Source organism: Flectobacillus sp. BAB-3569, assembly GCF_002270355.1.
Classification (GTDB): Bacteria; Bacteroidota; Bacteroidia; order Cytophagales; family Spirosomataceae; genus Flectobacillus; species Flectobacillus roseus.
The window spans coordinates 1-26,021 of the sequence record NZ_NJFZ01000002.1 but is presented as its reverse complement, the minus strand read 5'-3'; the positions used below and the strand labels follow the sequence as shown (position 1 = coordinate 26,021).

Below are 26,021 nucleotides of genomic sequence, written 5' to 3'. Positions count from 1 at the left end.
AAAATACACAAATTTTGAAGCTTTTAGACTAAACTAGCTCGATAATATGAAGTTTTATTAACTTTCTAGTAAAAATTTACCCGTACAGTCGCAATTAATTATGGTTTATCAAAGTAAAAATTATTGAATTGTATTGTCAAACCTAGTGATTATTTATTGCTACTAGATTCTAGGAGAAAGATACATACTATACGTAATTTTTGAGCTAAGGTTACATAAATATTGACTTTTGTTAAGAGTTTATGGTAGTTCTTTGCCGCAATGTGGACAAAACCTATGTTTTTCTCGCTCTTTTTTGTGAATATTGATATGTTCTGCAAATCCTGACGCTAAAATACCTGTTGGTAGTGCAATGATAGCAATTCCCGAAATTGCGATTATCCCGCCGAATACTTTTCCCAAAATAGTAACTGGGTAAATATCGCCATAACCGATTGATGTTATGGTGGTTATGCCCCACCATAAAGTTGCAGGAATACTCGAAAAAACTCTTGGCTGAGCTGGACTCTCGAGATAGTACATTACCGAAGATGCAATGAGTAGTAGGAAAATTAGAAAAACTAAACTCAATACTAATTCTTCTCTTTTTTCCTTAATCACACCTTCAATCACTCTTAAGGCATGAACATATCGAGAAAATTTGAATAGCCTAAATACCCTGAATAATCTCAAAATACGGATTAGTCCAGTATCCGAAGTAAAGTGAGATACGTAAAACGGTAGAATAGCCAGCAAATCAATAATACCGCCTGTTGAGGTCATATACCGTAAACGCCCCCAAATAGGATGTTTATATTTCTCGTTTTCGGTGCAAACCCATAATCGTAAGCAGTATTCGATAGTGAAAAATACAGCTGAAAAATATTCAAAATCAACAAAAACTTCATCAAATTCGCGTCTAATACTTCGGACAGAATGGAGAATAATGGCCACGGTATTGAGCGCAATAATGCTCATAATAAGGATATTGACTAGCCAATTGACCCCATTTTTTTCCCCCGCGCTACCTCTAAGACGTGATATACTTTGTGTTTGAATGTATGCTGCATAAGCACTTATCGTTTTCAAGAATATAATGACTGATTAGGAATCTGATTTGAATAAATTAAAATGCACAAACGCAAAAAACGCCCTGCCTTTACAAGCAGAGCGTTTTGCTGAATATATTAAAGCTAAATCGTCACTCCAAAATTTTATAAAGGTTAGCTCCAATTTACGAATTAGTTTCTTCTGTTTGAAGTTGTTTCTCAAAAAGTTCTTTATAGGCGCCTTCCTTAGCCATAAGTTCATCATGCGTTCCCTGCTCGATAACATGACCGCCATCAAGCATGATAATTTTATCAGCTAGCTTTGCTGAAGATACTCTATGAGAAATTACGACAGATGTTCTGCCTTTCATAATTTCTTGTAAGTTATTCAAAATCTGATGCTCTGTTTTGGTGTCTACGGCCGAAAGACAGTCGTCCAAAATAAGAATCTTCGGACTTTTTGCAATGGCTCTTGCTATAGACAAACGTTGCTTTTGACCGCCTGATAATGTAACACCTCTTTCGCCCAACACGGTATCAAATTGTTCGGGGAAGTCCATGATATTATTGTATAAATCGGCATCTTTCGTGGCTTGAATTACCTGTTCGTCAGACATATCTGTGCTACCAAAACGTACATTGTTTTTGATAGAATCAGAAAACAAGAATACATCTTGAGGCACATAGCCGATTTGACCTCGGAGACTTTGTACATTCCATTCTTTCAACTCAAAACCATCCACTTTGATTTGTCCTTCTGTGGTATCGTACATTCTACAAAGCAAGTTGGCTACGGTACTTTTACCCGAGCCTGTAGTGCCCAAAATCGCTACAGATTCACCTGCTTTTACGTGCATACTAAAATCATGTAGCGCTTCAATTCCTGAGTCTGGATACACAAATCGTACATGGTTAATATCAATAGTTCCTTCGATGGTCTGAGAGATGTCTTTTGTTGAAACGATATCTGTTTTGATATTCAAAAATTCATTGATACGTTGCTGCGAAGCTGCCGCACGCTGAATTTGAGAGGTAGTCCAACCCAAGGCAATCATTGGCCATGTGAGCATATACACATACATGATAAATTCGGTAATACTACCAGGCGTTAGTCTGCCTGACATTACTTCTTGTCCACCAATATATACAACCAAAACCGAACTTAACCCTGCCAAAATAGAAACCAGCGGTGTAAAGAGAGAATCTACTTTTACCAAGTCTAATGATTTTTCACGATAAATATTCGATTGTTTGGTAAAAGCCACCGTAGATGGCTCTTCCTGTACAAAAGCTTTTAGCACTCTAATTCCTGAAAAAGCTTCCTGAACAAATGTGGATATTTTGGAAAGGTTTGCTTGTATCTCTTCTGATTTACGAATGATAATGGTATTAACAAAATAGATACTTCCTGACAAGAACGGCACAGGCAATAATACATACCAAGTCAACTTAGCATTTACCGAAAGCATATATCCAACCACCAAAACAAATACCGAAATAAGGTTGAGTCCATACATCAAACTCGGCCCTACGTACATTCTCACTTTGCCAACATCTTCCGAAATACGAGCCATCAAATCGCCAGTATTGTTTTTACGGTAAAAGCTTAAAGGCAAGGTTTGGTAATGATGATAAATTTCGTTTTTGAGGTCATACTCAATATGGCGTGACATCACGATGAGGGTTTGTCTTACAAAAAATAAGAAAATCCCTTTGAGTAAAGCCATGATGAGAATCAAAGAACCATAGAGTAAAATCGAGAAAGCAAATATTTCATATACGACGGTTTGCGCACCAAATCCATCATATAGAAAATAAAGAGAAATTGTTTCTTTTACTAAATCTAAAGCGTAACGAACAATTTGGGCAGGCACCACTCCAAACAAATTGGAGATAAATGTAAAAAGCGTACCCAGAATCAAATACCACTTATATTGGAAGAAATACTTATTGAGATGTTTTAATGCTTTCATGTATAATTAACCAATGTACTTTCGCAATAGTTTCCAGCGATGTTGATACATTGATATGTTTTTGGGTCTATTGTACAATCTTCCACAAACATAATTAGATGATTGTGGATTTTGGATATTTGATTTTAATTTTTTGCTTACAAGTCATTATTGGTCATGCACTTCTTGAGGTTTTGGGTTGATTTAGAAAGAATTGCGAAAAGAATGGACAATTTCAAGCCCTTGCTTCAGAAATCGAAAAGTATCGCTTTAAAATCGAAGCTTTTTTTCTTTTTACTAATGTATGTTTCTAAAAAAAATACTAATTTTGCACACTGATTTTCAGCGCCAAGGTATGGTGCAGTTAAAAATTTACAAAAACGTTCTTTGCATATCCAATGGTCAACCGACGCTTACTCCGTACAAAAGCATTCCAAACTATCTATGCCTTCCGCACAGTGGAACGTGCCAATTATCAATTAGCCTTCGATTATATTGCCGAGCAATTTTTACCAAATCTTGATTTAATGATTCCGAAAGAAGAACAGATGCCTAAACTTGAAGGTTTACGCAAGCTGGCTGAACTCTATTTCGAAGAATTATTCAAGGGTGAGGTTAAAGCTGAAGATATTCCTGCTGATTCAAAAAATGCAGGAAGACAAGCATTGGCCATTTATCGCGATGCGGTAAAACGCGACCGTGTGCGTATCAAGCACGCTATGATTGAAGAAGTAGAAAAAATCTATGATAATTACTTGAAATTACTTTTGTTGTTGGTCGAACTTGCTGACGTGGCAGTTTGGGACGAACAACGTCGCCTTTTGGAAAGTGAACACAAAACTTCTCGTTTTGGCGAAAACCAAGTAATTCTTGCCCTTCGTAATCTTCCTAACTTCGAAAACGAAATCATCAGACGTGATCTTCGTTGGACAGAAGATGACCAAAACTTTATCCGTAAACTTTTCTTGGATGCGGTTTTGCCAGATACACAATTCCAATCTTACCTTCGTACATCAAAGCATAATTTTGAAGAAGATTTAGCCATTGTTGTACATATTCTTAAGACTTTCATTTTGAAACATCACTCTGTGGTGGCGTATTTTGAAGAAAAAGACTTAAATTGGGGCGAAAATAAAGATGTTTTGAAAAGCTTAACAACGAAGACTTTCAAAATCCAAAACATCGCTGAATTGGTGTTACAGCCATTAGCTTTGAATTGGGACGACGATAAATTTTATTTTACAGACCTATTTGACCAAACGCTCAACAATGACGATGAATATGAAAAAATCATCATTGAGCAAACCAAAAACTGGGAAGCTGACCGTTTGGCAATGACCGACATGATTATCTTGAAAATGGGCTTGGCCGAAATGATTCATTTCTCAAGTATTCCAGTAAAAGTATCTATCAACGAATATATCGAGCTTGCTAAAAATTACTCGACGCCAAAATCGGGACAATTTGTGAACGGTTTGTTAGATGTACTTTCTCAAAAACTTGCCGAGGACGGTATCGTTCGTAAGTCTGGTCGTGGTTTGATTGATAATAAATAATTTTTGATTGATGAGTTGTGGATGTTGATGTATATATTCGCAACTCATTGAATAATAAAAATAGGCGATTAGTAGCCTAGTTATGGTTAGAAATGGATTGTAAACAGCAATGTTTACAATGAATGTTTGAAAATTAGATGATAACGTGTTAGCTGACATCAAACCTATTTTGCCATAGTCTACCGCTTTTCTAACGTCTTAACACTTGGTTCAGTTATAAATCTAATTAACGAAAACAACTCATGAGCAAATCATCAAAGACCTTTTGGGCATTTATGACAGGTGCTGCTGTTGGTGCGGTGTTGGGCATCTTGTATGCTCCAGATAAAGGAGAAAATACTCGTAGCAAATTGTTGTTCCAATTGCAAAAATATCGTGATCAACTACAAAACCTTATTACTGATTTGATCGAAGGAAAAGAAATTCCTGAAACTATGGCAAAATCAGAAGGGAAAAAAGTAGTAAACGAGGCTCGTGAAAAAGCTGAGAGACTACTTGAAGATGTTGAGAATATGATGAATCAAATCAAAGCAAAAGCTTAATAGAACTCAAAAATACAGACGGTTGGTCAATACACACCCCAATCGTCTGTTCTTCTTTTTGCCTTTATCATCATGAAAAAGATTCTTATCGTTGTTGCGGCAATCGTAACATTGGCGGCCTGCCAAAACAAACAAAAATCACCTAGCGAAGCTTTAGCCGATTCATTGGCAGGTCTTCGCCCTACAGCCGACAGCTTCCCTGTGATGCAAATCGATACACCATTTGTCGATCTTGGCACACTTACCGAAGGCGATTCTGTCGTTCATACCTACAAATTCAAAAATACTGGTAACATGCCGTTGGTAATTAGTAATGTTAGTACTTCTTGTGGTTGTACTACACCTTCTTATTCAACACAGCCAGTAGCTCCGGGTGAACAAGGCTTTATTACGGTAAAGTTTAATAGTAAAAATAAAGAAGGCAAGCAAAATAAGACCATTACGGCTTATGCTAATACGGTGCCTTCCGAAAATACATTTAGCTTTAAAGTAGAAGTGTTTAAAAGAAAATAAGAATTTCTAAGCACAAAAGAATCCCAATAATTCCCATATTTGGGAATATTTTCAAATGTTAAATCTTCAAATTGGTAAAAATTTTATGTTGAATTCAATTCTTTTACAAGTAGCAGGTAGTAATATGTCATCATTGTTTTTGATTGTTGGGATGTTTGTTATCATGTATTTCTTCATGATTCGTCCTCAACAAAAGAAACAAAAAGAGCAACAAGCTTATGTAGATTCACTTAAAGCTGGTGACAAGGTAGTTACAATTGGTGGTGCTCATGGAACAATCGTTTCGGTTCGTGAAAAAACAGTTGTAGTTGAAGTTGATGCTAGCAAAGGTGTACGTATTGTATTTCTAAAGACAGCCATTTCTAAAGATGCTTCTTCTCAATTAACTGCTGAATAAGTAGTTGAGAGCCATTCATCTAAGGAAATAGAGTGGGTGTGAAGATTTACATTTCTCTTTTCTGACTGAAATCTTATTTTCGATGAAACCAAATACTTCAAAAACAGACTATCGTGCGTTTTTTCTAAGCATTTTGGCTGCAACAGTTTTTTGGATCATGAATGCGTTGAATAAAGACGGTTATTCCCAAAAGATTTCGTTTCCGCTTCGTTTTACGTACAACGATTCTCTGTATATCCCGACTCAGCCATTACCCGAAAAAATTACAGTTCATGTAACAGGTAACGGATGGAGTTTGCTACGAAAGGCCTTGGCTTTAGATGTAGCACCCGTATATTACTCGATTAATAAGCCCTTAAAAACTAAGTTTTTAAATACAGGTTCATTAGCCGACTCTCTTTCAGATTATATCAAAGATGTTCGTGTAAATTATGTTGTTACCGACCGCTTTGAATTGGAGTTTGACAAAAAAGTAAAACGTATCATCAGGTTGCGTGTCGATAGCCTTAGTATTCCTTTACAGGAACGCTACATTGTTTCTAGTGTGATTAATCTTAATCCTAGTACAATTGAAGTGGAAGGTCCTGAAAGTACCTTAAATGAGCTAGGAGAGACACTTAATGTCAAAGTGCCAGGTCGCCGAATTCAAGATAATTATGACGATGAAATAAGAATTCCACTTCCTAAAAATTCTTATCTCAAAGCCAATAAAGAACGTGTTTCGGTGAGTTTTGAAGTTGCAGAATTATTGAAGTAATTCATAAATTAGTGGCCGATAGTTTTCTATCGGCTATTTTTTGTCTAGTATTATCAAAAACAATAATTAATAGTTAAAATATACAATTCAAAATTAAAAATTTGAATTTTTTTTTCAAATTTTTTAATTATTGAATTGTATATTTGCTTTCCGAAATAAATAATAATAATAATAATAACAGATATGTTGATAGAATTCAGTTTAGAGAATTTCCTTTCATTTAAAGACTTTACAACACTTTCAATGGTTGTTGCTAAATCTTTTAAGGAACACACTGATACACATATTATTGAGACAGAAAGTAATCTTAATCTCTTAAAATCGGCTGTGGTTTATGGAAATAATGCAAGTGGTAAAAGTAATCTTCTTGAAGCGATGGGCTTCATGAAGCAAACTGTTTTGAATTCTTTCCGAGATGCTTTAATGGAAAATAGCGAAAGAAAATTTCCATTAGAAAAATTTGCACTTAATACCAAAACAGAAAAGGACACTAGTTTCTTTGAAATATCTTTCATTCAAAAAGAAACTAAGTATCGATACGGATTTGAAATAGACTATGATAAAGTTGTAGCTGAATGGCTTTTCCATACAACTAGTAAAGAAGTTTATCTATTCAAACGAGACCAGCAAAAAATCGAAGTTAACAAATCAGCTTTTAAAGAAGGATTAGGAAAAGAAGAAGATGTAAAAGAGAATGTTTTATTTCTTTCCCTTTTAGCAACTTTAGGGAAAGAAACCTCTACAAATATTGTTGACTGGTTTAAAAAATTTAGTTTCGTTAATGGAATTCATGATCAAGGACACAAAAGATACACTATCAACAAATTAAAGTCAGATAAACAGTTCTTTAACTGGGTTTTACATTTTGTTAAATACTTAGAAATAGCCAATCTATCAACGACTGAAGAGGATGTTAATGAAGTAAATCTTGACTCTTTAAGAGAAAAAGAGAAAGATGAAGAAATAATCAATCTGCTCACAAGTATCCAAAAGATACAGTCGAAACAGCCTAAAAGAGACCAGCTAGTTACCTTTCACAGAAAATATGATGAAAATAATATATTGGTTGACACAGTGCCGTTCAACTTTGATCAACAGGAATCTGAAGGGACTAAAAAGCTTTTATACTTACTCGGACCTTGGTTTGATACACTACAAAATGACAAAGTGTTAGTTATAGATGAACTTGATTCAAAATTACACAGTCGTTTAACCTTACGGCTCATAGATTACTTTCATAAGTTTCACAAAAGTAAAGCTCAGCTAATTTGTGCTGTTCATGATATTTCATTACTCAACAAAGAAACATTTAGAAGAGATCAAATATGGTTTACAGAAAAAAACCAATTTGGAGCTTCTATGTTATTTTCTCTGGCGGACTTTAAAACTGACAAAGTCAGAAACAAATCAGCGTTTGACAAAAACTATCTTGAAGGTAAATATGGAGCAATACCATATTTCGATATGGATGAAAAATTAAATGATTTACTTTATGGGAAAAGGGAAGCAGAGCAAGTTTAAAGAAAGGGGTGCTGCTTCTTATAAAAGAGAAGTTAAAAGCATTGAATTACGTCCAGCCCAAAGAGAAAAATTGATTGTTATTAGTTTTAAGGATTTGGATGGTAATCAAGGACAAACATTTGAATTGTGGGAGGAAGAAAACTTACTCGCTCTAGCTGTGAGAAAACTTCAAGGTGTATGTAGCCTAACCAGAATTGAAGCAACACGGCAACAAATTATTAAGGAATATCCGAAAGGAACATTCCCTGATAAATCGGATTTTTATCACCCAAAACACATTCCTGAAGATATTTCTTGGTGTTCGATGCACATTCAAGGAAAAGAGTGCATTATAGGTTATTTTGAAGATAATGTATTTTATATAGTGTTTCTAGATAAAGATCATAGATTTTGGATAACTGAAAAGAAGCATACTTGAAAGAATACGTGGAATGAAGGGGTAAGGATTATACCCTCAAAAAAGGCGATTCTATGTTTGAATCAAACTGTATTCTTGTATTAAAATTTTTATTTGGATAAGTGTAAGTTTCTGCGAAATTGCGTCCTTCAAGTAGGTCATAAAATATGTAGAAAATGGAAAGTAAAATACCCATTGTTGTTGGCATTACAGGTGGTATTGGCTCAGGTAAGAGTACCGTAGCCAAGGTATTTTCGCTATTGGGTGTACCTGTTTACGAAGCCGATTCGAGAGCGAAATGGATTATTATCCAAAATCAAGAGCTGAAAAGGGAAATTATTGCTTTGTTGGGTTCTGAGGCATATTTACCTGATGGTAGCTATAATCGTGCATGGGTCGCCTCACAAGTTTTTGGCCAACCTGCATTGCTTCAAAAGCTCAATGCTCTTGTGCATCCTGCTGTACGAAAAGATGCGCAAGATTGGGTAATACAACATCAGGATGTCCCTTATGTGTTATATGAAGCGGCTTTACTAAAGGGCGCAGGAGATGGTAATCTTTGTGATAAAATGATTAGTGTAATAGCTCCGATTGATTTAAGGGTAAAACGTGTCAAATTGAGAGATAATCGTACGGAGGAAGAAATAAGAGCGATTATCGAAAGGCAACTTCCAGATGCCGAACGAATCAAGTTTTCGGATTGGCTTATTCAAAATGACGACCAGACTCCAGTGATTCCTCAGATTTTGCAGATTCATCAAAGTTTGCTCAAATGATAAGATTGTTCTCTTTTTCGAAAAGTACAAAAAAAGAGACTATCCGATAGGGTAGCCCCTTTTTAAACCTTTTAACACTACAATATTTTATTGGTGTCTCACTAGTAATTTTTTGGTAACCAATGAGCGTCCGTCTGCTGTCAATTGATACAAGTAAATGCCGTTAGGCCAATCTTTTGTCGAAATTCTAGACTTACGTTGATCTTTTTCTAAAATCTCTTCTTTTACTTCACTACCCAAAATATTATAGAAAGTAATTTTTGCTTCACTTACCTGCGACGAGATATTGAAATTGATATCTGCATGATCGTCTGCTGGATTCGGGAAAATATTAGATACCCAAAGTTTATCGTTAGAGAACAAATGTTCTTCTGAGCTTACTGCTTCCTCTGTACGAACTGTTTCTGCTATAGCGTTATTATTCGTAACCTCATTTTTTGCTACAGTCTTAACTGATTGTTGAGACATTAATGAGTTAGAAAAATATTGATTAATGGCAGTAGAGCGCTGTATATGAATACCACGATCAACACGGTCAAGTGTATTCGAATAAGGTTGAAAATAAGAAAAAGTTGATTTTCTTAAAGATGAAACCGTGGATGTTGAAGTGCTAGTTTTTTGCTTAGGCTTAATATCCAAACGGCTTTTATATTTATTTTCAGTTTGGGCGTTAGCATCAATGCTCGACATTACTGCTGTGAGCATTAATAAACTACCCAATATGTATTTTTGTAGAAGTTTCATTTCATCTAGTTGGTATTAATAAATTTTTAAAACAAAAAATAAGGAAGTTTACAACGATAAGTTTAATGATGCTTGGTGTTTTCTATTTTCGAGCAATAATCATACAAACTTTATACTATAGACTGATAAATGTATGAAAAGGTTGCTCCAAACGTAAAATTTTTTTTATGATTTGCACAATAATTTTACATAATCACTATTACACAAAAATATAGTAAAATATTTCAATTATACTATCACTAACTATTTTTTAATATTTTTTTAGCTAACGGCTTTGCAGGTGTTTTAACGGTGTTTTTCTTCTGTGAGACAGAATCTTTTGGCACAGGTTTAGTCTCGATAGGTGCGATGTAGGCTACTTTTTTCAAAATACCTTCTTTACTAGGCTTGTCGGCAATTTTCCATCTAAAGCCATCTAGCTCTTTATCGTCTTCTTTGATTTCTTTTGGAGGCATGAACTTGCCGTCAGGTTTAGCTAAGAAAGCAATTTTGCTAATTTTACTTTTCCCAAAATACATATTCATTTTGCTACACTGAACACGATTCATCCCTGTAAGCTTATTCTTATCATCTATGGCAAAATAAATACTCTCACCATTTCCATCGACACTTACCTTTTCTACTTTCGAATCCTTCGTGAAATTGGCTACAATCCTACGACCTTTCACTTGGTTGAAATTATTGAGGGTATCTACCGAGACTACAAAAGATTTACCTTTCATATTCATCACGTGTACTTTGTTGTTTTTCAACAAAATATTGATAGAATCGGCCTCAGATTGATTTTTATTATTCCACAGAATAGGTTTTTGATAAAAATAAATCGTCGAATCAGACACGTTATAACTTAGTGAGTCGCATTTTGCCGAGAGGTCAGATTTATACACTTGAACCTTCTTGTAGGCATAAAGCTTGCGAGTCTTAGTTTCTTTGTTATCCAATGAAACTAGCGTATCGGCAGTTAGAAAAAGCGTATCATTTTCAAATACATTTTTCAGTAAAGCTCTTCCAAAGACTCTCGTTACACCTGTTTTCTTGGCGTAACGTCCATGTTCTCCTGTAAGAATGGCCTTATCTTTTTTCGAAACAAAAACGATATTACCATTGGCAATCCCAATTTCGGTAGGAGGGTCATAAATCATCGTGTCGGCTGTCATGACATAGTCGTCCGTTTTGACGGTTGAGCGTCCTTTGAGATTAGCGATTTTGGTAATGGTATTATATTGACTTCCAGGATTGGCGTAGGTTGTATCTTTTTTGTTGACAACCGTGGTTGGGGCAATAAAGAATGCTTCTTTTGATAAAGTACTGTAGCGCAAGGAGTCGGCGGTAAGTGAGCCATCTTTGTCTACAACTTTTACATTATGCTTAAAATCAAAAAGCTTCGTTACTGTGTTATAATAACCCTCACGACTAGTCAAAGTACTTTTTTTATCCACAATTTTCCCGTTGGTATTGTAATACGCCACGTGTGAATTGAGGTTGTAGTCCATCTGTTTGGTAGTCAGAATAATCGTCCCATCGTCTAGTTTGACACGCCCATTCATTTTCGCCAATCTGTCGTTACCAAAGTAATAGGCCGTATCACCAGTAATAGTCACGGTATCAGCCTGAATGATTTTTACCTTGCCATAAGCCTCCAAAACGTTGGTAGTTTCGTTCAAAATAGCTTGGGTACAATACACCAAAGTAGTGCCTTGACGTAGTGCCACGTTGCCCAAAAGCTTCCGAATTTGCATGAAAGGCGTATTTTGACCCACCAAGCTATCAGCTTTAATGATTTCGACCTGACTTTGTCCAAAAGAGTTTGATTGAAAGCCCAAGAGGCTGAAAATCATGAACAAAAGGATATACGGTTTTGAGGCAAAAAAAGATTTCTTTGTCTCAAATGAATGAATCGAGCGAATAAATGACCCGATTTGCTGTATTTTAGAGTAACTTTGTCGCATAATATTAGAGCTACAAAATTAGCCAATAAAACCATGCTTGACGAGTTTTTAACGTTTATTAACAACAAAAATCTGATTAATTCTTCCGACAAAGTCCTCTTGGCTGTAAGTGGTGGAATGGACTCAGTAGTAATGTGTGATTTATTTAGCAAAGCCAAAATAGACTTTGCGATTGCGCACTGTAATTTTGGACTTCGTGGTGAAGAATCAAACGAAGATGAGACTTTTGTAAAAAAGCTTTCTATAAAATACAAGGTGCCATTCTTTGTAACCACTTTTCAAACAGCCGAATTTGCTGAAAATGAGAAGGTTTCAATCCAAATGGCGGCAAGAGTTTTGAGATATCAGTGGTTTGAAAAATTGCGTACGCAGCACCAATTTGACTATATCGCAACAGCGCACCATCAGAATGATGTACTTGAAACGGTACTTTTGAACCTGACGAAAGGCACAGGCATTGCAGGAATGCACGGGATTCAAATTAAAAATGGTGTAATCATTCGCCCAATTTGGTTTGCCGAAAAAGAGCAGATATTTGACTATGTAGTTGAAAATCAAATTATTTGGCGTGAAGATTCTTCCAATGAGTCTAACAAATACCAACGTAATTTGATTCGTAATGAAGTGGTTCCTTTGTTGAAGCAAATCAATCCAAATCTGGAGCAAACGATTCAACAAACTGTTGAGCGTATTGCTGCGGTAGAGGAGATTTTTTACCAAGAAATCGAAATGCTTCGTAAGCAAATTGTTTGGAGTGATGGTAAGGTGTTTTTTGTGAATTATAAAGCTATTCAAACACTTTCTCAACCGATCGTGAAACTAACGGAGTTGCTGAAGCCTTTCAACTTTACTTACCAACAGTGTCAGGAGATTTTTGCAAGCTTTGACAAAGAACCTGGTCGGACTTTCTTATCGCCTACGCATGAGTTGGTGAAGGATAGAACCGAATTAGTTATTACGCTCAAAAACTTGACTAGCTTCGAAAGTCGCGTCATTGAAGCAAATGACACGAAGGTTAGAACAGATAGTTTCCAATTAGATTTTGAGGTTTTTGACCGCCCAGAAGATTATAAAGTACCGACAGCCAAAAAGTACGCTTGCTTGGATGCTGACAAAGTTCGTTTTCCTTTGCAACTGCGTAAATACAAAGAAGGAGATTGGTTTTGTCCACTTGGGATGAATAAGAAAAAGCTCATCAGCGACTTCTTGACAGACCAGAAAGTACCTTTGAATCTGAAAAAAGAAACCTATTTGCTTACCTCCAATGGCTCAACGATGTGGGTTGTCAACCAGCGTGTAGATGACCGTTTTAAGGTAACGGATAAAACTACTCGTATTTTGTTGATTGAGTGTTTTAGTTAGGGTTTAAAAATACGAAGATGTTTGAAATTTTATTTGGCATTTGTTGAAAAAACAAAATTTCCCTTCGCCACACCTTACTTTTCTTGTCTTGCCACAAGAAAAGTAACAAAAGAAAGGCAAGAAATCCTAAACTCGCCTTCGGCTCAAACAGTAGGATTTCATAAAATAAATACTAAAGATGTAAAATGTTTATTTATAGGATCTTATAGGATTTAAACGTGTTCTAAATAGAGATATGCCCCGAAGGAATTTGAGTCTTTCGGGGTATTTTTTTGTCCATTTTACAAAAAAATAGACCACTCCTGTAATTCTATTGTAGTTGTAACGACTAATGTCATAGATTCCTTAAAATGAGTTTGATGGCAACCTATTTTAGGCAAGGACAAAGGACAACTCATCACTCTCAACTCAAAACTCAGAACTCATACGTGTCTATCGAAAAGCAATTTGTTAAAGCATTACAGGCTCATCAAGCTATTATCCACAAAATTTGTGGGATGTATTGCCGTGACTTTGACGATCGAAAAGACCTTTTTCAAGAAATAGTGATACAGCTATGGAAGGCATTCCCCAAGTTTAGACATGAATCAAAAGTGTCGACTTGGGTGTATCAAATCGCTTTGAATGTTGCCATTTCTGATTTACGAAAAATAAAACGAAAGCCTGTTGCACAATCACTTGACGAGCTTAATCACGACATTCCTGATTGGATACCTGATTCAAGTCAAGAGGAAAAATTACAATTATTATATAAAGCCATGGAATATCTTTCTTCTGTAGAAAAGGCGCTATTGATGTTGTATTTTGAGGAAAAAGAAAATGAAGAAATTGCCGAAATTATGGGTATTACAACCAATAATGTCAGGGTGAAGATGACGAGAATCAGAGAGAAACTAAGAACTGAAATAGGTCGGAAATAGTAATTTATTCCGTTAAATCACTCCATTTCAAATTACAATATCCAATATGGAACTAGATGATTTAAAACATATTTGGCAAAATTCGGGTGAGGCATCTCAGCCTGCGATGAATGCTGAAGCCTTATTGCTGATAACCCGACAACGTTCTCAAAATATCATTGAACGTTTGGTCCGAAATATCTGGTATGAACTTGTAGTTTCTATTTTCGTGGTCATCGCATGGTTCTATTATACCTTGTTTCATGCTGAAGAACATTGGAGAATAGGAGGGCTAACGATGGGTATTGTTATGATAGCAAGTTTAGGGTTTTACCTATGGGGTTTGTTGCGTTTAAAGTCTATTTCGATGGCTGATGTTTCGTTAAAGGAATCTTTGACACAACTCATTAAACAGTTTAAGCTTTATATCAAAGCCTATACATGGCTGAATATTTTGTTGATACCCTTTGCCAATTTTTTAGGAGCATATCTCATTTTTAGTCCATTGGAAGATGGTCTAAAGACTTCTGCGATGATAGCTGTTGGCATGGCTCCCTTAATGTGGTGGTTGATGCGCTGGTATATCAATCGTCTTTATGGGCAGCACCTCACACGATTGGAAGGAGTTTTGCAAGAATTGAATGAATAGTTTTAGTTTTGTGGTTCAAATAGAACATCAATCATGCAAACAGATATTCTCAAAAATTTACTAGCACAAAAAGTAGAAAGTTTTTCGACCGAGCAAAAAAAGCAATATAAGGTAATTGAGCTTTATAAAATCATTCATAAACTTAGTAAGTCCTTGAAAAACAGTGATCAGCAACAAACTGCTTTGAGGCTTTTGAAAAAAACAATTGATGCTATATCTCCTCGAAACCCTGAACCTTCAGACGAGTTTTTGACTAGTTACCAAGCATTACGCCAGCATTGCTTTATGGAGTACAAATATGATCCTGAAGCAAAGGCAACGATTTATTTATTGGTGGGATTACTTTTTGGAGTCGTATTAGGATGGATTATTAAAAGTTTTTGGCTCGGGTTACCAATCGGTTTTTTTGTTGCCTTTTTCTTCTATTATACCTCTCTGAATAACGTGAAGAAAAACTAAGATAATGATTAAAGAAAGTAAAATCTCAAAACTCCTCACTCAAAATTCATAACTCAACATGACTTATTTGGCTAAATGTTTTACGATAGTTTTATGTTTTAGTGCATTGTTGCTTCCGCGCTTGTATGCACAAGAAAAACAGCATTCTTTGCTGTGGGAAATTTCTGGAAATGGACTATCTAAGCCTTCCTATCTTTTTGGGACTATTCATGCGATTTGCCCAAAGGATTTTGTCATGAACCAGAGCATTGAACATAGTGTGACAAAATCATCCCAAGTGTATTTGGAGCTAGACATGGACGAGCCTTCGATGATGATGGATATGCAAAAAATGATGTTTATGCCAGAAGGAACAACCCTTAAGTCACTCATGAAAGAGGGCGATTATCAGTTGGTAGCGCAATTTTTTAAAGATTCGATAGGGATAAATGTTGATAAAGTACAAAAATTAAAACCCTTTGCCTTGAGTTCGATGACCGTGATGAAAATGCTTAACTGTCCTATCAAAAGTTACGAAATGACTTTTGTAGAAATGGCAAAAGCTCAGAAAAAAGAAGTGTTAGGGTTAGAGACGGTAGAAGAACAAATGTCTGCCATCGATAAAATGGGATATGAGCAACAAGCAGATTTGATGTTGGTCAAAATGGTAAAAAACTGGAATGCCGATAAAAATACCTTTGGCCAAATGATTAAGGATTATAAATCACAAAACCTAGAGGGTTTGCTCAAAGATATGACCTCATCGTCAACGATGGATGTGGAGTTTGAAAAGAACTTATTGAATGACCGAAACAAAAATTGGGTACCAAGAATCAAAAAAGTTATACATGAAAAATCTACTTTTTTTGCCGTAGGAGCAGGGCACTTGCCTGGCGAAAATGGAGTGATTAATTTATTGAGAAAAGAAGGATATATCGTGAAAGCTGTTGTGAAATAGATTTTATTTACATTGTACAACCAAAGCGTTTTAGGAATAATAGAGCCAAATTAAATTTGACTCTATTATTCCTAAAACGCTTTAATTTTGGCTTCACCACCCTAATGCTACCCCAAATCCCATCCTTCCAAGCCGACTTCCCTACTTGATTTATATCATCTTTTTTATTGACGGTGCTAAGAATAATATGTGATGTTTCGTTCTACCTTTAGTATATAAAGTTTTCATCCAAAAACAAACTTATCTAAAGCTATGAAACTATCATTTCATGGTGCTGCTCAGACCGTTACAGGAAGCAAGTACTTAATTACGTTAAAAAACGGCAAGAAACTTTTATTGGATTGTGGCATGTTTCAAGGGCGAGGAAACGAAACTGATTCGCTCAATAGAGAATTTGGATTTGACCCTGCCGAAATTGACTATATGGTGCTTTCTCATGCTCATATCGACCACTCTGGTCTGATTCCTAAATTGGTTAATGAAGGCTATAAAGGGAAAGTCTATTGTACCTATCCCACCAAAGATTTAGCTCAAATTCTCTTGTTAGACTCTGCGCATATACAAGAAACAGATGCTAAGTTTATCAACAAAAAACGCCGAGATGCCAACAAATCAGCTTTAAAACCCCTTTATGAAACGCAGGATGTTATGCGTTGTTTGATACGATTTGCGCCCAAAGAGCTAGATGAGTGGCACCAAATCGATGAGGATATTCAGCTCAAATTTACCGAAGCAGGACATATTCTTGGGGCAGCCGTTGTAAACCTTAAAATTAAGGAAGATGAGGAAATTAAGCATTTAACATTTACAGGTGATGTGGGTCGATACAACGATTCTATTTTGAAATCACCAGCTCCTTTTCCACAGGCAGACATTATTATTTGTGAGTCTACTTATGGGGATTCTTTGCATGACGATGCACAAGTTTCGGAAGAAGAATTTATTAAGGTTATTTTGAGAACTTGTTTTGAACGAGAAGGCAAATTGATTATTCCAGCCTTTAGTGTTGGACGTACACAGGAGCTAGTGTATATCTTAAACCGTTTGATTGAAAGCGGTAGGATTCCTTCTTTGAATGTATATGTGGATAGTCCCCTTTCGACAGAAGCGACACGAATTACCTACAATCATCCAGAATGTTTTAACAAAAAATTGTTGAAATATATGGAGCATGATGAAAATCCATTTGACTTTTCGACTTTAAGATATATTACTGATAAAGAATCTTCACAAGATTTAAACCAGAAAAAAGAGCCTTGTATTATCATTTCGGCATCAGGCATGGCAGAGGCAGGGCGCGTAAAACACCATATTGCTAATTCTATTCAAAATTCCAGAAATACCATTTTATTAGCAGGTTATTGTGAACCCAATTCATTGGGGGGACGACTCAAATTACGTCCTTCGAATGTCACTATTTTTGGAGAAGAATATCAGGTAAAAGCCGAAATAGCTGAGATAAAAAGTCTTTCGGCACATGCGGATTATGAAGATTTGTCACAGTTTTTGTCTTGCCAAGATCCACAGTTGGTCAAGCAGTTTTTTGTCGTGCATGGCGAGCCCGAGGTACAGGAGCATTTTAAAAGTAGACTTATCAAAAAAGGATTTGTGGAGGTCTATATCCCTGCCCCGCACCAATCTTTTCATGTCTGATTTTTCTCAGAAATACGACTAATTTCTATCTCACAATGAGGTGATTAGCGTCATTTAGTTACAAGTCAATGCTGTGTAGTTTTGATATAGAAACTCAACCTAAACAGCATTGGTCATGAAAAAAGTTATCGTAGCGTTTGATGGTCTTCATTTCTCGAAAGGAGCAGTAAATTATGCCATTCAGTTGGCCAAAGATAGTGGCTCGGTTATTACGGGCGTATTTCTACACGATTTGTACTACCGTTATGGTGCTTCGGCTACCGTGTTGGAAGGTCAACCCTATTTTGATGCAAGTCCCTTGTTGAAATTGGCAGAGGAAGAGGAGGTAGAACTCAATAAAAGCATTCAGCAGTTTGAGTGGTATTGCAAAGAGTTTTATCCCCATTATGAGGTCGTTAAAGATATGGGAATACCTGATTATGATTTGGTGCGTGAAAGTCGTTTTGCTGATGTGATTATTGTAGGAGGGGAGGTATCGTTTACCGAAGAAAAGCAAAAAGCTAATAATCAGTTTGTAAAAGAGTTGTTGAAAGATGCCGAATGCCCTGTCATTATAGTCCCAGAAGACCCTGACCCAATTCATCATATTACGCTAACTTATGATGGTTCTGCGTCTTCAGTTTTTGCAATTAAACAATTTTTGTATTTATTTCCTGCCAAACGTTACAAAGAATTTACGGTGGTTTCGGTGGCTGAAAAAGAAGACTCCATGACGATTCCTCGTGAGGAGGCATTTATGAATTTTCTGAAAAAACAGGTAAGTACTGTTCATTTTGAAGTATTGCCACACGGTAATCCAGGCGAAATGCTGGCAAATTATATCAATACGCACCGTACGTCTATTGTAGTCATGGGGTCGTATGGAAGAAATGTATTATCAAGAATTTTACATAAAAGTACTTCAGAGGAGCTTTTACAAAATCTGAAAGTACCTGTGTTTATTACACATATTTAAGCAATAGGAGTGTAAAATTTACTATCCAATTGCGGTTTCATAGAGAGAGATAAGTATTAGGGATTTCAAAAAGCATCGACAAATTTTGTTGATGCTTTTTTTATTTAATTGTGAGTTGTGAATGAAGAATTGTGAATAAGTGTAAGCTGAGTCTGAGTTCTCAGTGCAATACCAAAAATATACCTTCGAAATCCAATATCAGAAATTGATATTTTAGGACAACTCAGCACTCAAAACTCCCAACTCAGCACTCACAATTATTTCCCTGGATTATAGATTCTTTCTGCAAACTTCATGACGTCTTCTTTGTAGTAAAGTACCTCTTTAAATTGTCCGTTGGTATACATTTCGGCTTGGTCGAAGAAGTGGATAGAGTTTGGATTACCACTTTGACCTCCTGCTAATAACGATTTAGCTTTTACTTTTTCTCCAAATTCTACGGCACAAATAAAGCTATTGCCATTTACGCCGTAGCGTTTTTTAGTACCATAATATCTTCCTGTGTAAGAAGGCAGCATTCCCCAAGCCGAAGAGGCAAATGGTACTGGAATACTTGCTTTGCTATCGTCATACTTTTGTTCAATATCGCTCGAAATACGCTGGAATCGGTTGATTTCGCCCCATGCAACTTGCCAAGTACCAAAACGGCTACGTAAATCTTGGATAGTCTCGAGCATAGGGTCTAGGAGTTCTTGAGCAGATGCTGTGGCTACATACTGTTCTGTACGACCAACTTGGTCTGCTTTTAGTTCATCTTTTACTTGTACTTTAGCGATGGCAGATTGTAGTCTTGTGGCCCATTCGATGGCTAATGCCGTAGGAATAGAGCTTTTGCTAGTACGAAAATCCCAAAGTTTTAATTGTTCAATAGGGTCGGCAATAGAGGCATATTTTGAATTTTGACCTTCTTTTTCATACGCTTTTATCAAAGCAGGAACTAGCACTTCGAAGGCTGCCAAATAGGAATCATAACCTGCTTCAATAACCTTATCTAAATTGTACTTTGGAATGCTACTCAAAACTCTTACCGCATTAATTCCTCTAAAGTTTTCTCCATCAGGGGCCATGTATTTTGGATAATCGGCACGTTTCGGACTATTACTTCCTGCTACCGTATAAGGTGTGGCATTGCAGTTTTGAAGCCAGCCATTGGTAGGGTTATACACATGCAATGACTCTTTTACTGGGTGCAAACCTTTCCACTCGGTAGCTGCAATAGAGCCATCTACTGGTTTCGACCAGTCGTATTTGTTGTCACGAATTGGCAAATAGTTTCCATGCCAGTAAGCAATATTTCCTTCTGCATCGGCATAAACGGTGTTATTGGAGGTATTTGCCAATAAATCCATTGTTTTTTTATACTCAGCAAAGCTTTTTGCTTTGGTGCGTTGCCAACTTTGAATCAAGCCAGTCATCGAGCGGTTATTGGCTTTCACACTAATCCATTGACCGTTGCGTTTTGCCATCACAGGACCGTGATGTGTGTACATGACATCAAAGTTTTTATTTTCAATTTTGCCATTTTTCAGTATGCCAATTTTAACTTTTTTGATTTTAATAGGTCGCTCTTTGCCTTCATATAAATATACCCAGTTGTTACCCTTCTTTTGAATTTTTTCAAGATATGTATCCGCAATATCGGTATAACTAGAGGTATGCATCCAGCCACATTTTTCATTAAAGCCTTGATAAACAAATAGCTGTCCCCACGTAACTGCACCGTAGGCATTGAGTCCTTGCTCGCTAATTACATGTACTTCGGGTCTGAAATAAAAGGTTACGTGCGGATTGATATACAATATAGCCTTACCTGATTCAGTGATTTTGGGTGAAAAAGCAAAGCCATTCGAGCCTGTCAGGATTTCTTCTTCTTCAGGTTTTTTGTAAAAATACCCTAAGGCGTCTTTTCCTTCATATAAACTTTTGAGGTCGTTGGTTGTAACATCAGCGGTATTAATGGCCCCAATACTGCCATCTGTCCATAGCAACGAATACCACGGTTGGAAGCGAGTCAGCAAAGCAGGTTTTACTTCTGGGTGTTTATAAAGATAATAATTGATTGCATCGGCATGCGCATTAAGTAGCGTTTTGAGCCAAATAGGAGCTTTCTGATAATCAGCCATTGCTTCCGAAGAGTCAATAACCATGCGGATGAGTAAATCTTCATAAAGCTGACTTTCTCCTTTTATTTCAGAGAGGCGTCCTAGCTTTTCGATATAATTCATTTCTACTCGGTTGAAATCGTCCTCGCATTGCGCATAGAGCAAACCAAAAACCGCATCTGCATCGGTTTTGCCATAAATATGTGGAATCCCCCAATTGTCACGGATAATTTGCACTTGCTGTGCTTGCTTTTCCCATCGAGCAATTTCGACCTTGTTGAATTTTTGAGCAAAAAGTGCAAATGGTAAAAGGTAAAAAAGTAGTAAAGTGATTTTTTTCATAGGATTGTTGATGAGTGCTGTTGATAATTGAGTGATTTTAACAAAAGTAAAATTATTTCTGCCTGTAGAGACGCAATGCTTTGCGTTTTACATGATATAGTGATACACCATTAACACTTATTTTTTTCTGAGTAAAAATAGAAATTATTTAAGACTCACAAATGAGGCCTTGTCGAAAAACTTGGTTTAGCATTTCTTGGAAAAGTAATTTTGTGATTTTTTAATAAAAAATAAAAATAAAATAAGCCTTTCGGGTACATTTGTATCCAACTATCCAATTGATTGCACTTTGGTGCAAAATAAAATTTTTTTGGTGTAAAGGACTTCCCAAGAACCCCCAATTGCCAATTTAATACCTTCAGAAACTATCATTCTATGAAAAAAATCTACTTACGACGATACCTTTGGGTCGTCCTTATTGCCGTGGGGCTATGTTCCTGCGTAGACCCTTATGAGTTTGATTTTGAAAAAGACGGAAAACATTTGGTTGTGGAAGGCTTTTTGAATGATAATCAAGCCGCTCCCGATACCATTCAGATTTACTATTCTAATTATTCCAATGAGTTTGCTCAAATTTTAGATGCTGATGTCGTAAAAGCTTCTATAATTGTGGAAGAAACTAAGCAGGAAATTCCATTGAAAATCTTAGCTTCGGGCAGACTAATTCCTTTCCCTGACTTCAAACTAAATCCTAATTATGCCTATCGGCTGGCTTTTGAGTTAAAAACGGGTGATAAATACCAGTCAACACCAGAGAAAATCAATACTACCCCACCGATTTTGAATGTCAAAAAGCAATTTAATTTACAAAGTGTATTGTCAAACGATGGCAAAACTTATACCTCCGCTACAGAATTATACGTAGATTTTCAGGACGACCCAACCGCAAATAATTTCTATTTATGGAGATATACACACTACGAAAAACTGGCATTTTGTAAAACTTGTAATAATTCGGTATTGGATTACAAAACGCAATCGTGCGTTACCGCACCTCGTGGATTAAATAAGGCGTATTATGATTATCCATGCGAGTCTGCCTGTTATGCTATTTTACATAATTCGAAAGTCATGATTCAGGACGATAGAGCCTCTCAGGGGAAATTGATAAAAGAGAAATTGGTTGCCCAAATTCCTTTTTACAATGATTACGGTTGCTTGGTCAATCTTGAACAAATTAGTGTTTCGCTAGAGGTATATAAGTTTTACCAATTGGTTCGTCAGCTTACTCAAGGTACAGGAGGCTTAGCCGATACACCTCCTTCTGCTATTGTTGGAAATATTCAGAACGTGTCGAATCCCGATGAAAAAGTAGTAGGGTATTTTGGGGTAGCCAATGTTCAAAAATATAGTTTTTGGATTGACCGAAGCGATGCTGTAGGGCCAATGGCCTTGATTTTGGGGCATTCTATTGTGGAGGAGCCTTCTAATCCTCCTACAAGACCGCCATCTGCGGGCTGTGTCCCAAGTGCAAATCGAACGCCAATTCAACCTAAAGGTTGGCAACAATAATTGTTGAACCCTACCAAAATAATCATGAAACACTTTTTACTCATCATATTTATGCTTTTGTCGCTTGGCGGTTATTCGCAAAACGGAAATAAAAAGCAATACTCATCCTTTACAGGCACCGTCATAGATTCGTTGGATAGAAAGCCAATAGAGGGTGTTGCTGTCAAAATCGATAATCAGGGCGTATATACCCAAGCAGATGGAAGTTTTGCTTCTTTAGTTCCGTATGGCGAATATACAGTAACTATCAGCATGATAGGATATAGGACTTTTCGAAGAAGGATATCTTTTAAAAAAACTACAGTTTTGCTTAATGTCAGTCTACTAAACATTGCTAAAGAGTTAGATGAAGTAGTGGTATCAACACAAGGTGCTACCAAAAATGTAGATAGAACTCTCTTGGGGGTAACGCCCATGAGTATGAAAACCATTAAAAAAATCCCTGCGATTATGGGAGAGGTGGATGTACTCAGAGGTATTCAAATGTTGCCAGGCGTGACGTCTGTCGGAGAAGCCGCCAATGGGGTAAATATCAGAGGAGGTACTACCGATCAAACCTTGATTTTGTTGGACGACACACCCATCTTTAACCCTACGCACTTATTTGGATTATTTTCTGTTTTTACACCTGATGCAGTTAGTGGTGTAGAATTGTACAAAGGCGGCATTCCTGCCAGATTTGGCGGTAGAACAGCCTCGGTATTGGATGTGACACTACAAAATCCTAGTCTGACTCAAACCAAGTTGAGTGGAGGAATTAGCCTAGTTTCCAATCGTTTGAGTATCGAAACCCCCTTAATTAAAAACAAATTGAGTATGTTGGTGTCCACCAGAGGTTCATTTAATGACTTTTTGTTTCAGTTGGGTTCTGAGCGGCTTAAGAATATTCGAGCAAACTTTTATGATATTGCCACGAAGTTTTTCTTTCAACCTAATCAGAAAAATACTTTTACCTTTTCAGGATATTTTAGTAAAGATTTTTTCCAGACAGATTTATTAGGAACTGTCAATAATATCAGCGCAACATCGACTCAGTATGATTACAAATCTTTGAATGCTTCGTTGAAATGGTTTCATTTGTTTAGTAGTCAACTCGATTGGCAGACGTCGGCTATTTATACAAATTATCAGCCCAAGACGATGTTGCCCCAGTTAAATTCGAGTAATACCGTAGATATTACGTCGGCAATTTTGTATCGCCAGCTCAAATCAGAATTACATTATAATCCGAATGAAAAACATAAGTTGACGGGAGGAATTTCGTCTATTTGGTACAAAATCAGTCCAGGGAATTTGGTGCCCAATGCGTCAACAAGTGTAAATCCTATTACCATTCCTGATGAAAATAGTATCGAAGCGGGTATTTACGGAGAAGATGAAATGACTGTAAACGCTAAGTTGAGTGTATCCTTTGGCTTAAGGTATGCCCAATATTGGGCGATGGGAGCAGGAACTGTACGACATTATCAAAGTGGCGTTCCACTTTCAGATTTTACCGTTACAGATTCCACCAAATATGGTTCTGGACAAGTCATTGCTTCTTATGGCGGGCTCGAACCACGTATATCGGCAAAGTATTCGCTAACCAATTCCTCTTCATTGAAGTTTGGTTATAATTTTATTCGACAGTATTTACAAGTAGTTTCCAACACAACAACGCCTTTGCCAACCTCGCGTTGGGCCACTAGCAACGACTATATTCGTCCACAAAGTAGTCATTTGTTTTCTTTGGGTTATTTCAAAAACTTTAAAGATAATATCTATGAATTTTCGATGGAAGGGTATTATCGTCGCAACGAAAATGTGCTTGATTACAAACCTGGGGCTGATTTTATCTTAAAACCCAATCTCGAAACACAGGTCTTGCAAGGTAAAGGAATGGCGTATGGTTTGGAGGTAATGTTGAGTAAAAAGAAAGGTGATTTGACGGGTTGGCTAGGATATACTTATTCAAGAAGTTTAAATCAAATCAAGCAAAGCGACCGATATGAAGAGCAAGTCAATGGTGGAAAATGGTATCCCAATAACTTTGACCGACCGCATAGTTTCAACGCCAGCTTGATTATTGGACAAGGAGCGCATCATGAATTTGGCTTTACGATGGTCTATAATACTGGACGACCGTTTACAGTCCCGACTGGTATTGTGGTTTTTGATGGCGTGACCTATCCATTTTATCAAGACCGCAACAATGCTCGTATAAGTGATTATCACCGTTTGGATTTTTCTTGGACAATCCGAAATCCGAGTATGCGCAAGCGCCGATGGGAGGGAAGTTGGACTTTTACGGTGTATAATTTATATGGTCGCAAAAATGCCTATTCAGTGTATTTACGCACCGAAGCTGGGATAAAAGCGTATCAGTTAACTATTTTTGGTTCACCAATACCTTCGTTGACTTACAATTTTCATTTTATGTAAAAATCAGTAAAATAAACTATTCTAAGAGATGAATTTTAAATTTCATTCTTAGAATAGTTTATCCAAGAATAACCCTATGCTCAAGGGCTTGGCGGATTTCGCAAACCAATAGCCCGCTTCCTCCTCCATAGTGCTGGATAATCAAAACCGCTGGATTAATGGCCAACAATTCAGCTCTTAGTTTTTCCTCTTCTTCTGGTAAAATGCCATTTCCTAAAAGTACTAAAGCAATATTTTCTTGTTGAAAAATCTGTAGCGCTTCCTGATCAACGCAAGTTCCGATGGCATTCCAATCGGGCTGTTGATTAATCAAGCGCACCACTACACCCAATATTTCGGGGTGGCGACTGATGACTAAGATATTCTCCATGTTTATTGAGTGGTTGAGTGAGTTGTGAATGAGTGAATGATTCAATCATGAATGAGTGAATGATGAATTGTGAATGAGTGTTTTTTTCAATAAAAGAGAGGCAGAAAAGTAAGAAAAATATCGATAATTAATTGATAGTTAGGTTGTTGTAAAATAACTTTGCCTCTTTGCCTCTTTGCCTCTTTGCCTCTTTGCCTCTTTGCCTCTTTGCCTCTTTGCCTCTTTGCC

The 26,021-nt window shown here is 36.6% G+C and carries 23 protein-coding genes; 17 read left to right on the top strand and 6 right to left on the bottom strand.

Annotation, left to right across the window (positions count from 1 at the left end):
* Positions 1-240 precede the first annotated feature (240 nt).
* Positions 241-1,068, bottom strand: a complete 828-nt coding sequence (locus tag BWI92_RS00530; protein ID WP_310588845.1) for an ion transporter — start codon at positions 1,066-1,068, stop codon at positions 241-243.
* A gap of 145 nt (positions 1,069-1,213) precedes the next feature.
* Complete coding sequence (locus tag BWI92_RS00525) at positions 1,214-3,001, bottom strand: ABC transporter ATP-binding protein (RefSeq protein ID WP_095160172.1); 1,788 nt, start codon at positions 2,999-3,001, stop codon at positions 1,214-1,216.
* 377 nt (positions 3,002-3,378) lie between these two features.
* Here BWI92_RS00525 and nusB point away from each other — a divergent pair, with 377 nt between their 5' ends.
* The 8 genes from nusB to coaE all read left to right on the top strand — a co-directional run bounded on the left by nusB (position 3,379) and on the right by coaE (position 9,439).
* Entirely contained in the window at positions 3,379-4,536 is a 1,158-nt protein-coding gene (gene nusB, locus BWI92_RS00520) for a transcription antitermination factor NusB (RefSeq protein ID WP_095160171.1), read from the top strand.
* Positions 4,537-4,778: 242 nt separating this feature from the next.
* Positions 4,779-5,078 carry a YtxH domain-containing protein gene (locus BWI92_RS00515; RefSeq protein ID WP_095160170.1) on the top strand — a complete coding sequence of 100 codons (300 nt, stop codon included), beginning with the start codon at positions 4,779-4,781 and terminating at the stop codon, positions 5,076-5,078.
* A gap of 72 nt (positions 5,079-5,150) precedes the next feature.
* A complete protein-coding gene (locus BWI92_RS00510) occupies positions 5,151-5,591 on the top strand; it encodes a DUF1573 domain-containing protein (protein WP_205749701.1) in 441 nt (146 codons plus the stop codon).
* An 85-nt stretch (positions 5,592-5,676) separates the two neighbouring features.
* On the top strand, positions 5,677-5,988 hold the full coding sequence (gene yajC / locus BWI92_RS00505; RefSeq protein ID WP_176464326.1) for a preprotein translocase subunit YajC: 312 nt from the start codon (positions 5,677-5,679) through the stop codon (positions 5,986-5,988).
* Positions 5,989-6,070: 82 nt separating this feature from the next.
* On the top strand, positions 6,071-6,745 hold the full coding sequence (locus BWI92_RS00500) for a hypothetical protein (RefSeq protein ID WP_095160169.1): 675 nt from the start codon (positions 6,071-6,073) through the stop codon (positions 6,743-6,745).
* A gap of 183 nt (positions 6,746-6,928) precedes the next feature.
* Entirely contained in the window at positions 6,929-8,266 is a 1,338-nt protein-coding gene (locus tag BWI92_RS00495; RefSeq protein WP_095160168.1) for an ATP/GTP-binding protein, read from the top strand.
* Positions 8,238-8,684 (top strand): hypothetical protein, encoded by a 447-nt coding sequence (locus BWI92_RS00490; protein ID WP_095160167.1) that lies wholly within the window; start codon positions 8,238-8,240, stop codon positions 8,682-8,684. Before BWI92_RS00495 ends, BWI92_RS00490 begins: the two co-directional genes overlap by 29 nt.
* A 155-nt stretch (positions 8,685-8,839) precedes the next feature.
* Positions 8,840-9,439 carry a dephospho-CoA kinase gene (gene coaE, locus BWI92_RS00485; RefSeq protein ID WP_095160166.1) on the top strand — a complete coding sequence of 200 codons (600 nt, stop codon included), beginning with the start codon at positions 8,840-8,842 and terminating at the stop codon, positions 9,437-9,439.
* An 87-nt stretch (positions 9,440-9,526) separates the two neighbouring features.
* On the opposite strand, the gene BWI92_RS00480 is transcribed toward coaE, so the two are convergent.
* Complete coding sequence (locus BWI92_RS00480; protein WP_095160165.1) at positions 9,527-10,183, bottom strand: T9SS type A sorting domain-containing protein; 657 nt, start codon at positions 10,181-10,183, stop codon at positions 9,527-9,529.
* Between the two features lie 239 nt (positions 10,184-10,422).
* A complete protein-coding gene (locus tag BWI92_RS00475; RefSeq protein ID WP_095160164.1) occupies positions 10,423-12,021 on the bottom strand; it encodes an OstA-like protein in 1,599 nt (532 codons plus the stop codon).
* Between the two features lie 144 nt (positions 12,022-12,165).
* Here BWI92_RS00475 and tilS point away from each other — a divergent pair, with 144 nt between their 5' ends.
* The 7 genes from tilS (at position 12,166) to BWI92_RS00435 (ending at position 19,046) form a co-directional block, all read left to right on the top strand.
* The gene (gene tilS / locus BWI92_RS00470; RefSeq protein ID WP_095160163.1) at positions 12,166-13,494 is read left to right on the top strand and encodes a tRNA lysidine(34) synthetase TilS; all 1,329 of its coding nucleotides are present in this window, start codon (positions 12,166-12,168) and stop codon (positions 13,492-13,494) included.
* A gap of 428 nt (positions 13,495-13,922) precedes the next feature.
* A complete protein-coding gene (locus tag BWI92_RS00460; RefSeq protein ID WP_229362619.1) occupies positions 13,923-14,414 on the top strand; it encodes an RNA polymerase sigma factor in 492 nt (163 codons plus the stop codon).
* A 46-nt stretch (positions 14,415-14,460) separates the two neighbouring features.
* Positions 14,461-15,042 carry a hypothetical protein gene (locus tag BWI92_RS00455; protein WP_095160160.1) on the top strand — a complete coding sequence of 194 codons (582 nt, stop codon included), beginning with the start codon at positions 14,461-14,463 and terminating at the stop codon, positions 15,040-15,042.
* 33 nt (positions 15,043-15,075) lie between these two features.
* Entirely contained in the window at positions 15,076-15,501 is a 426-nt protein-coding gene (locus tag BWI92_RS00450) for a hypothetical protein (protein ID WP_095160159.1), read from the top strand.
* Between the two features lie 58 nt (positions 15,502-15,559).
* Positions 15,560-16,438 carry a TraB/GumN family protein gene (locus tag BWI92_RS00445; protein ID WP_095160158.1) on the top strand — a complete coding sequence of 293 codons (879 nt, stop codon included), beginning with the start codon at positions 15,560-15,562 and terminating at the stop codon, positions 16,436-16,438.
* A gap of 252 nt (positions 16,439-16,690) precedes the next feature.
* A complete protein-coding gene (locus tag BWI92_RS00440; protein WP_095160157.1) occupies positions 16,691-18,091 on the top strand; it encodes an MBL fold metallo-hydrolase RNA specificity domain-containing protein in 1,401 nt (466 codons plus the stop codon).
* 115 nt (positions 18,092-18,206) lie between these two features.
* Positions 18,207-19,046, top strand: coding sequence for a universal stress protein (locus BWI92_RS00435; protein ID WP_095160156.1), 840 nt, complete (start codon positions 18,207-18,209; stop codon positions 19,044-19,046).
* A gap of 257 nt (positions 19,047-19,303) precedes the next feature.
* On the opposite strand, the gene BWI92_RS00430 is transcribed toward BWI92_RS00435, so the two are convergent.
* A complete protein-coding gene (locus tag BWI92_RS00430) occupies positions 19,304-21,490 on the bottom strand; it encodes a penicillin acylase family protein (protein WP_095160155.1) in 2,187 nt (728 codons plus the stop codon).
* A gap of 375 nt (positions 21,491-21,865) precedes the next feature.
* On the opposite strand from BWI92_RS00430, the gene BWI92_RS00425 reads away from it, so the two are divergent.
* Positions 21,866-23,002 carry a DUF4249 domain-containing protein gene (locus BWI92_RS00425; protein ID WP_095160154.1) on the top strand — a complete coding sequence of 379 codons (1,137 nt, stop codon included), beginning with the start codon at positions 21,866-21,868 and terminating at the stop codon, positions 23,000-23,002.
* 24 nt (positions 23,003-23,026) lie between these two features.
* The gene (locus tag BWI92_RS00420; protein WP_095160153.1) at positions 23,027-25,423 is read left to right on the top strand and encodes a TonB-dependent receptor; all 2,397 of its coding nucleotides are present in this window, start codon (positions 23,027-23,029) and stop codon (positions 25,421-25,423) included.
* 58 nt (positions 25,424-25,481) lie between these two features.
* Here the strand turns inward: BWI92_RS00420 and BWI92_RS00415 are convergent, their stop codons facing one another.
* Positions 25,482-25,793, bottom strand: a complete 312-nt coding sequence (locus BWI92_RS00415; RefSeq protein WP_095160152.1) for a hypothetical protein — start codon at positions 25,791-25,793, stop codon at positions 25,482-25,484.
* Positions 25,794-26,021: the final 228 nt, after the last annotated feature.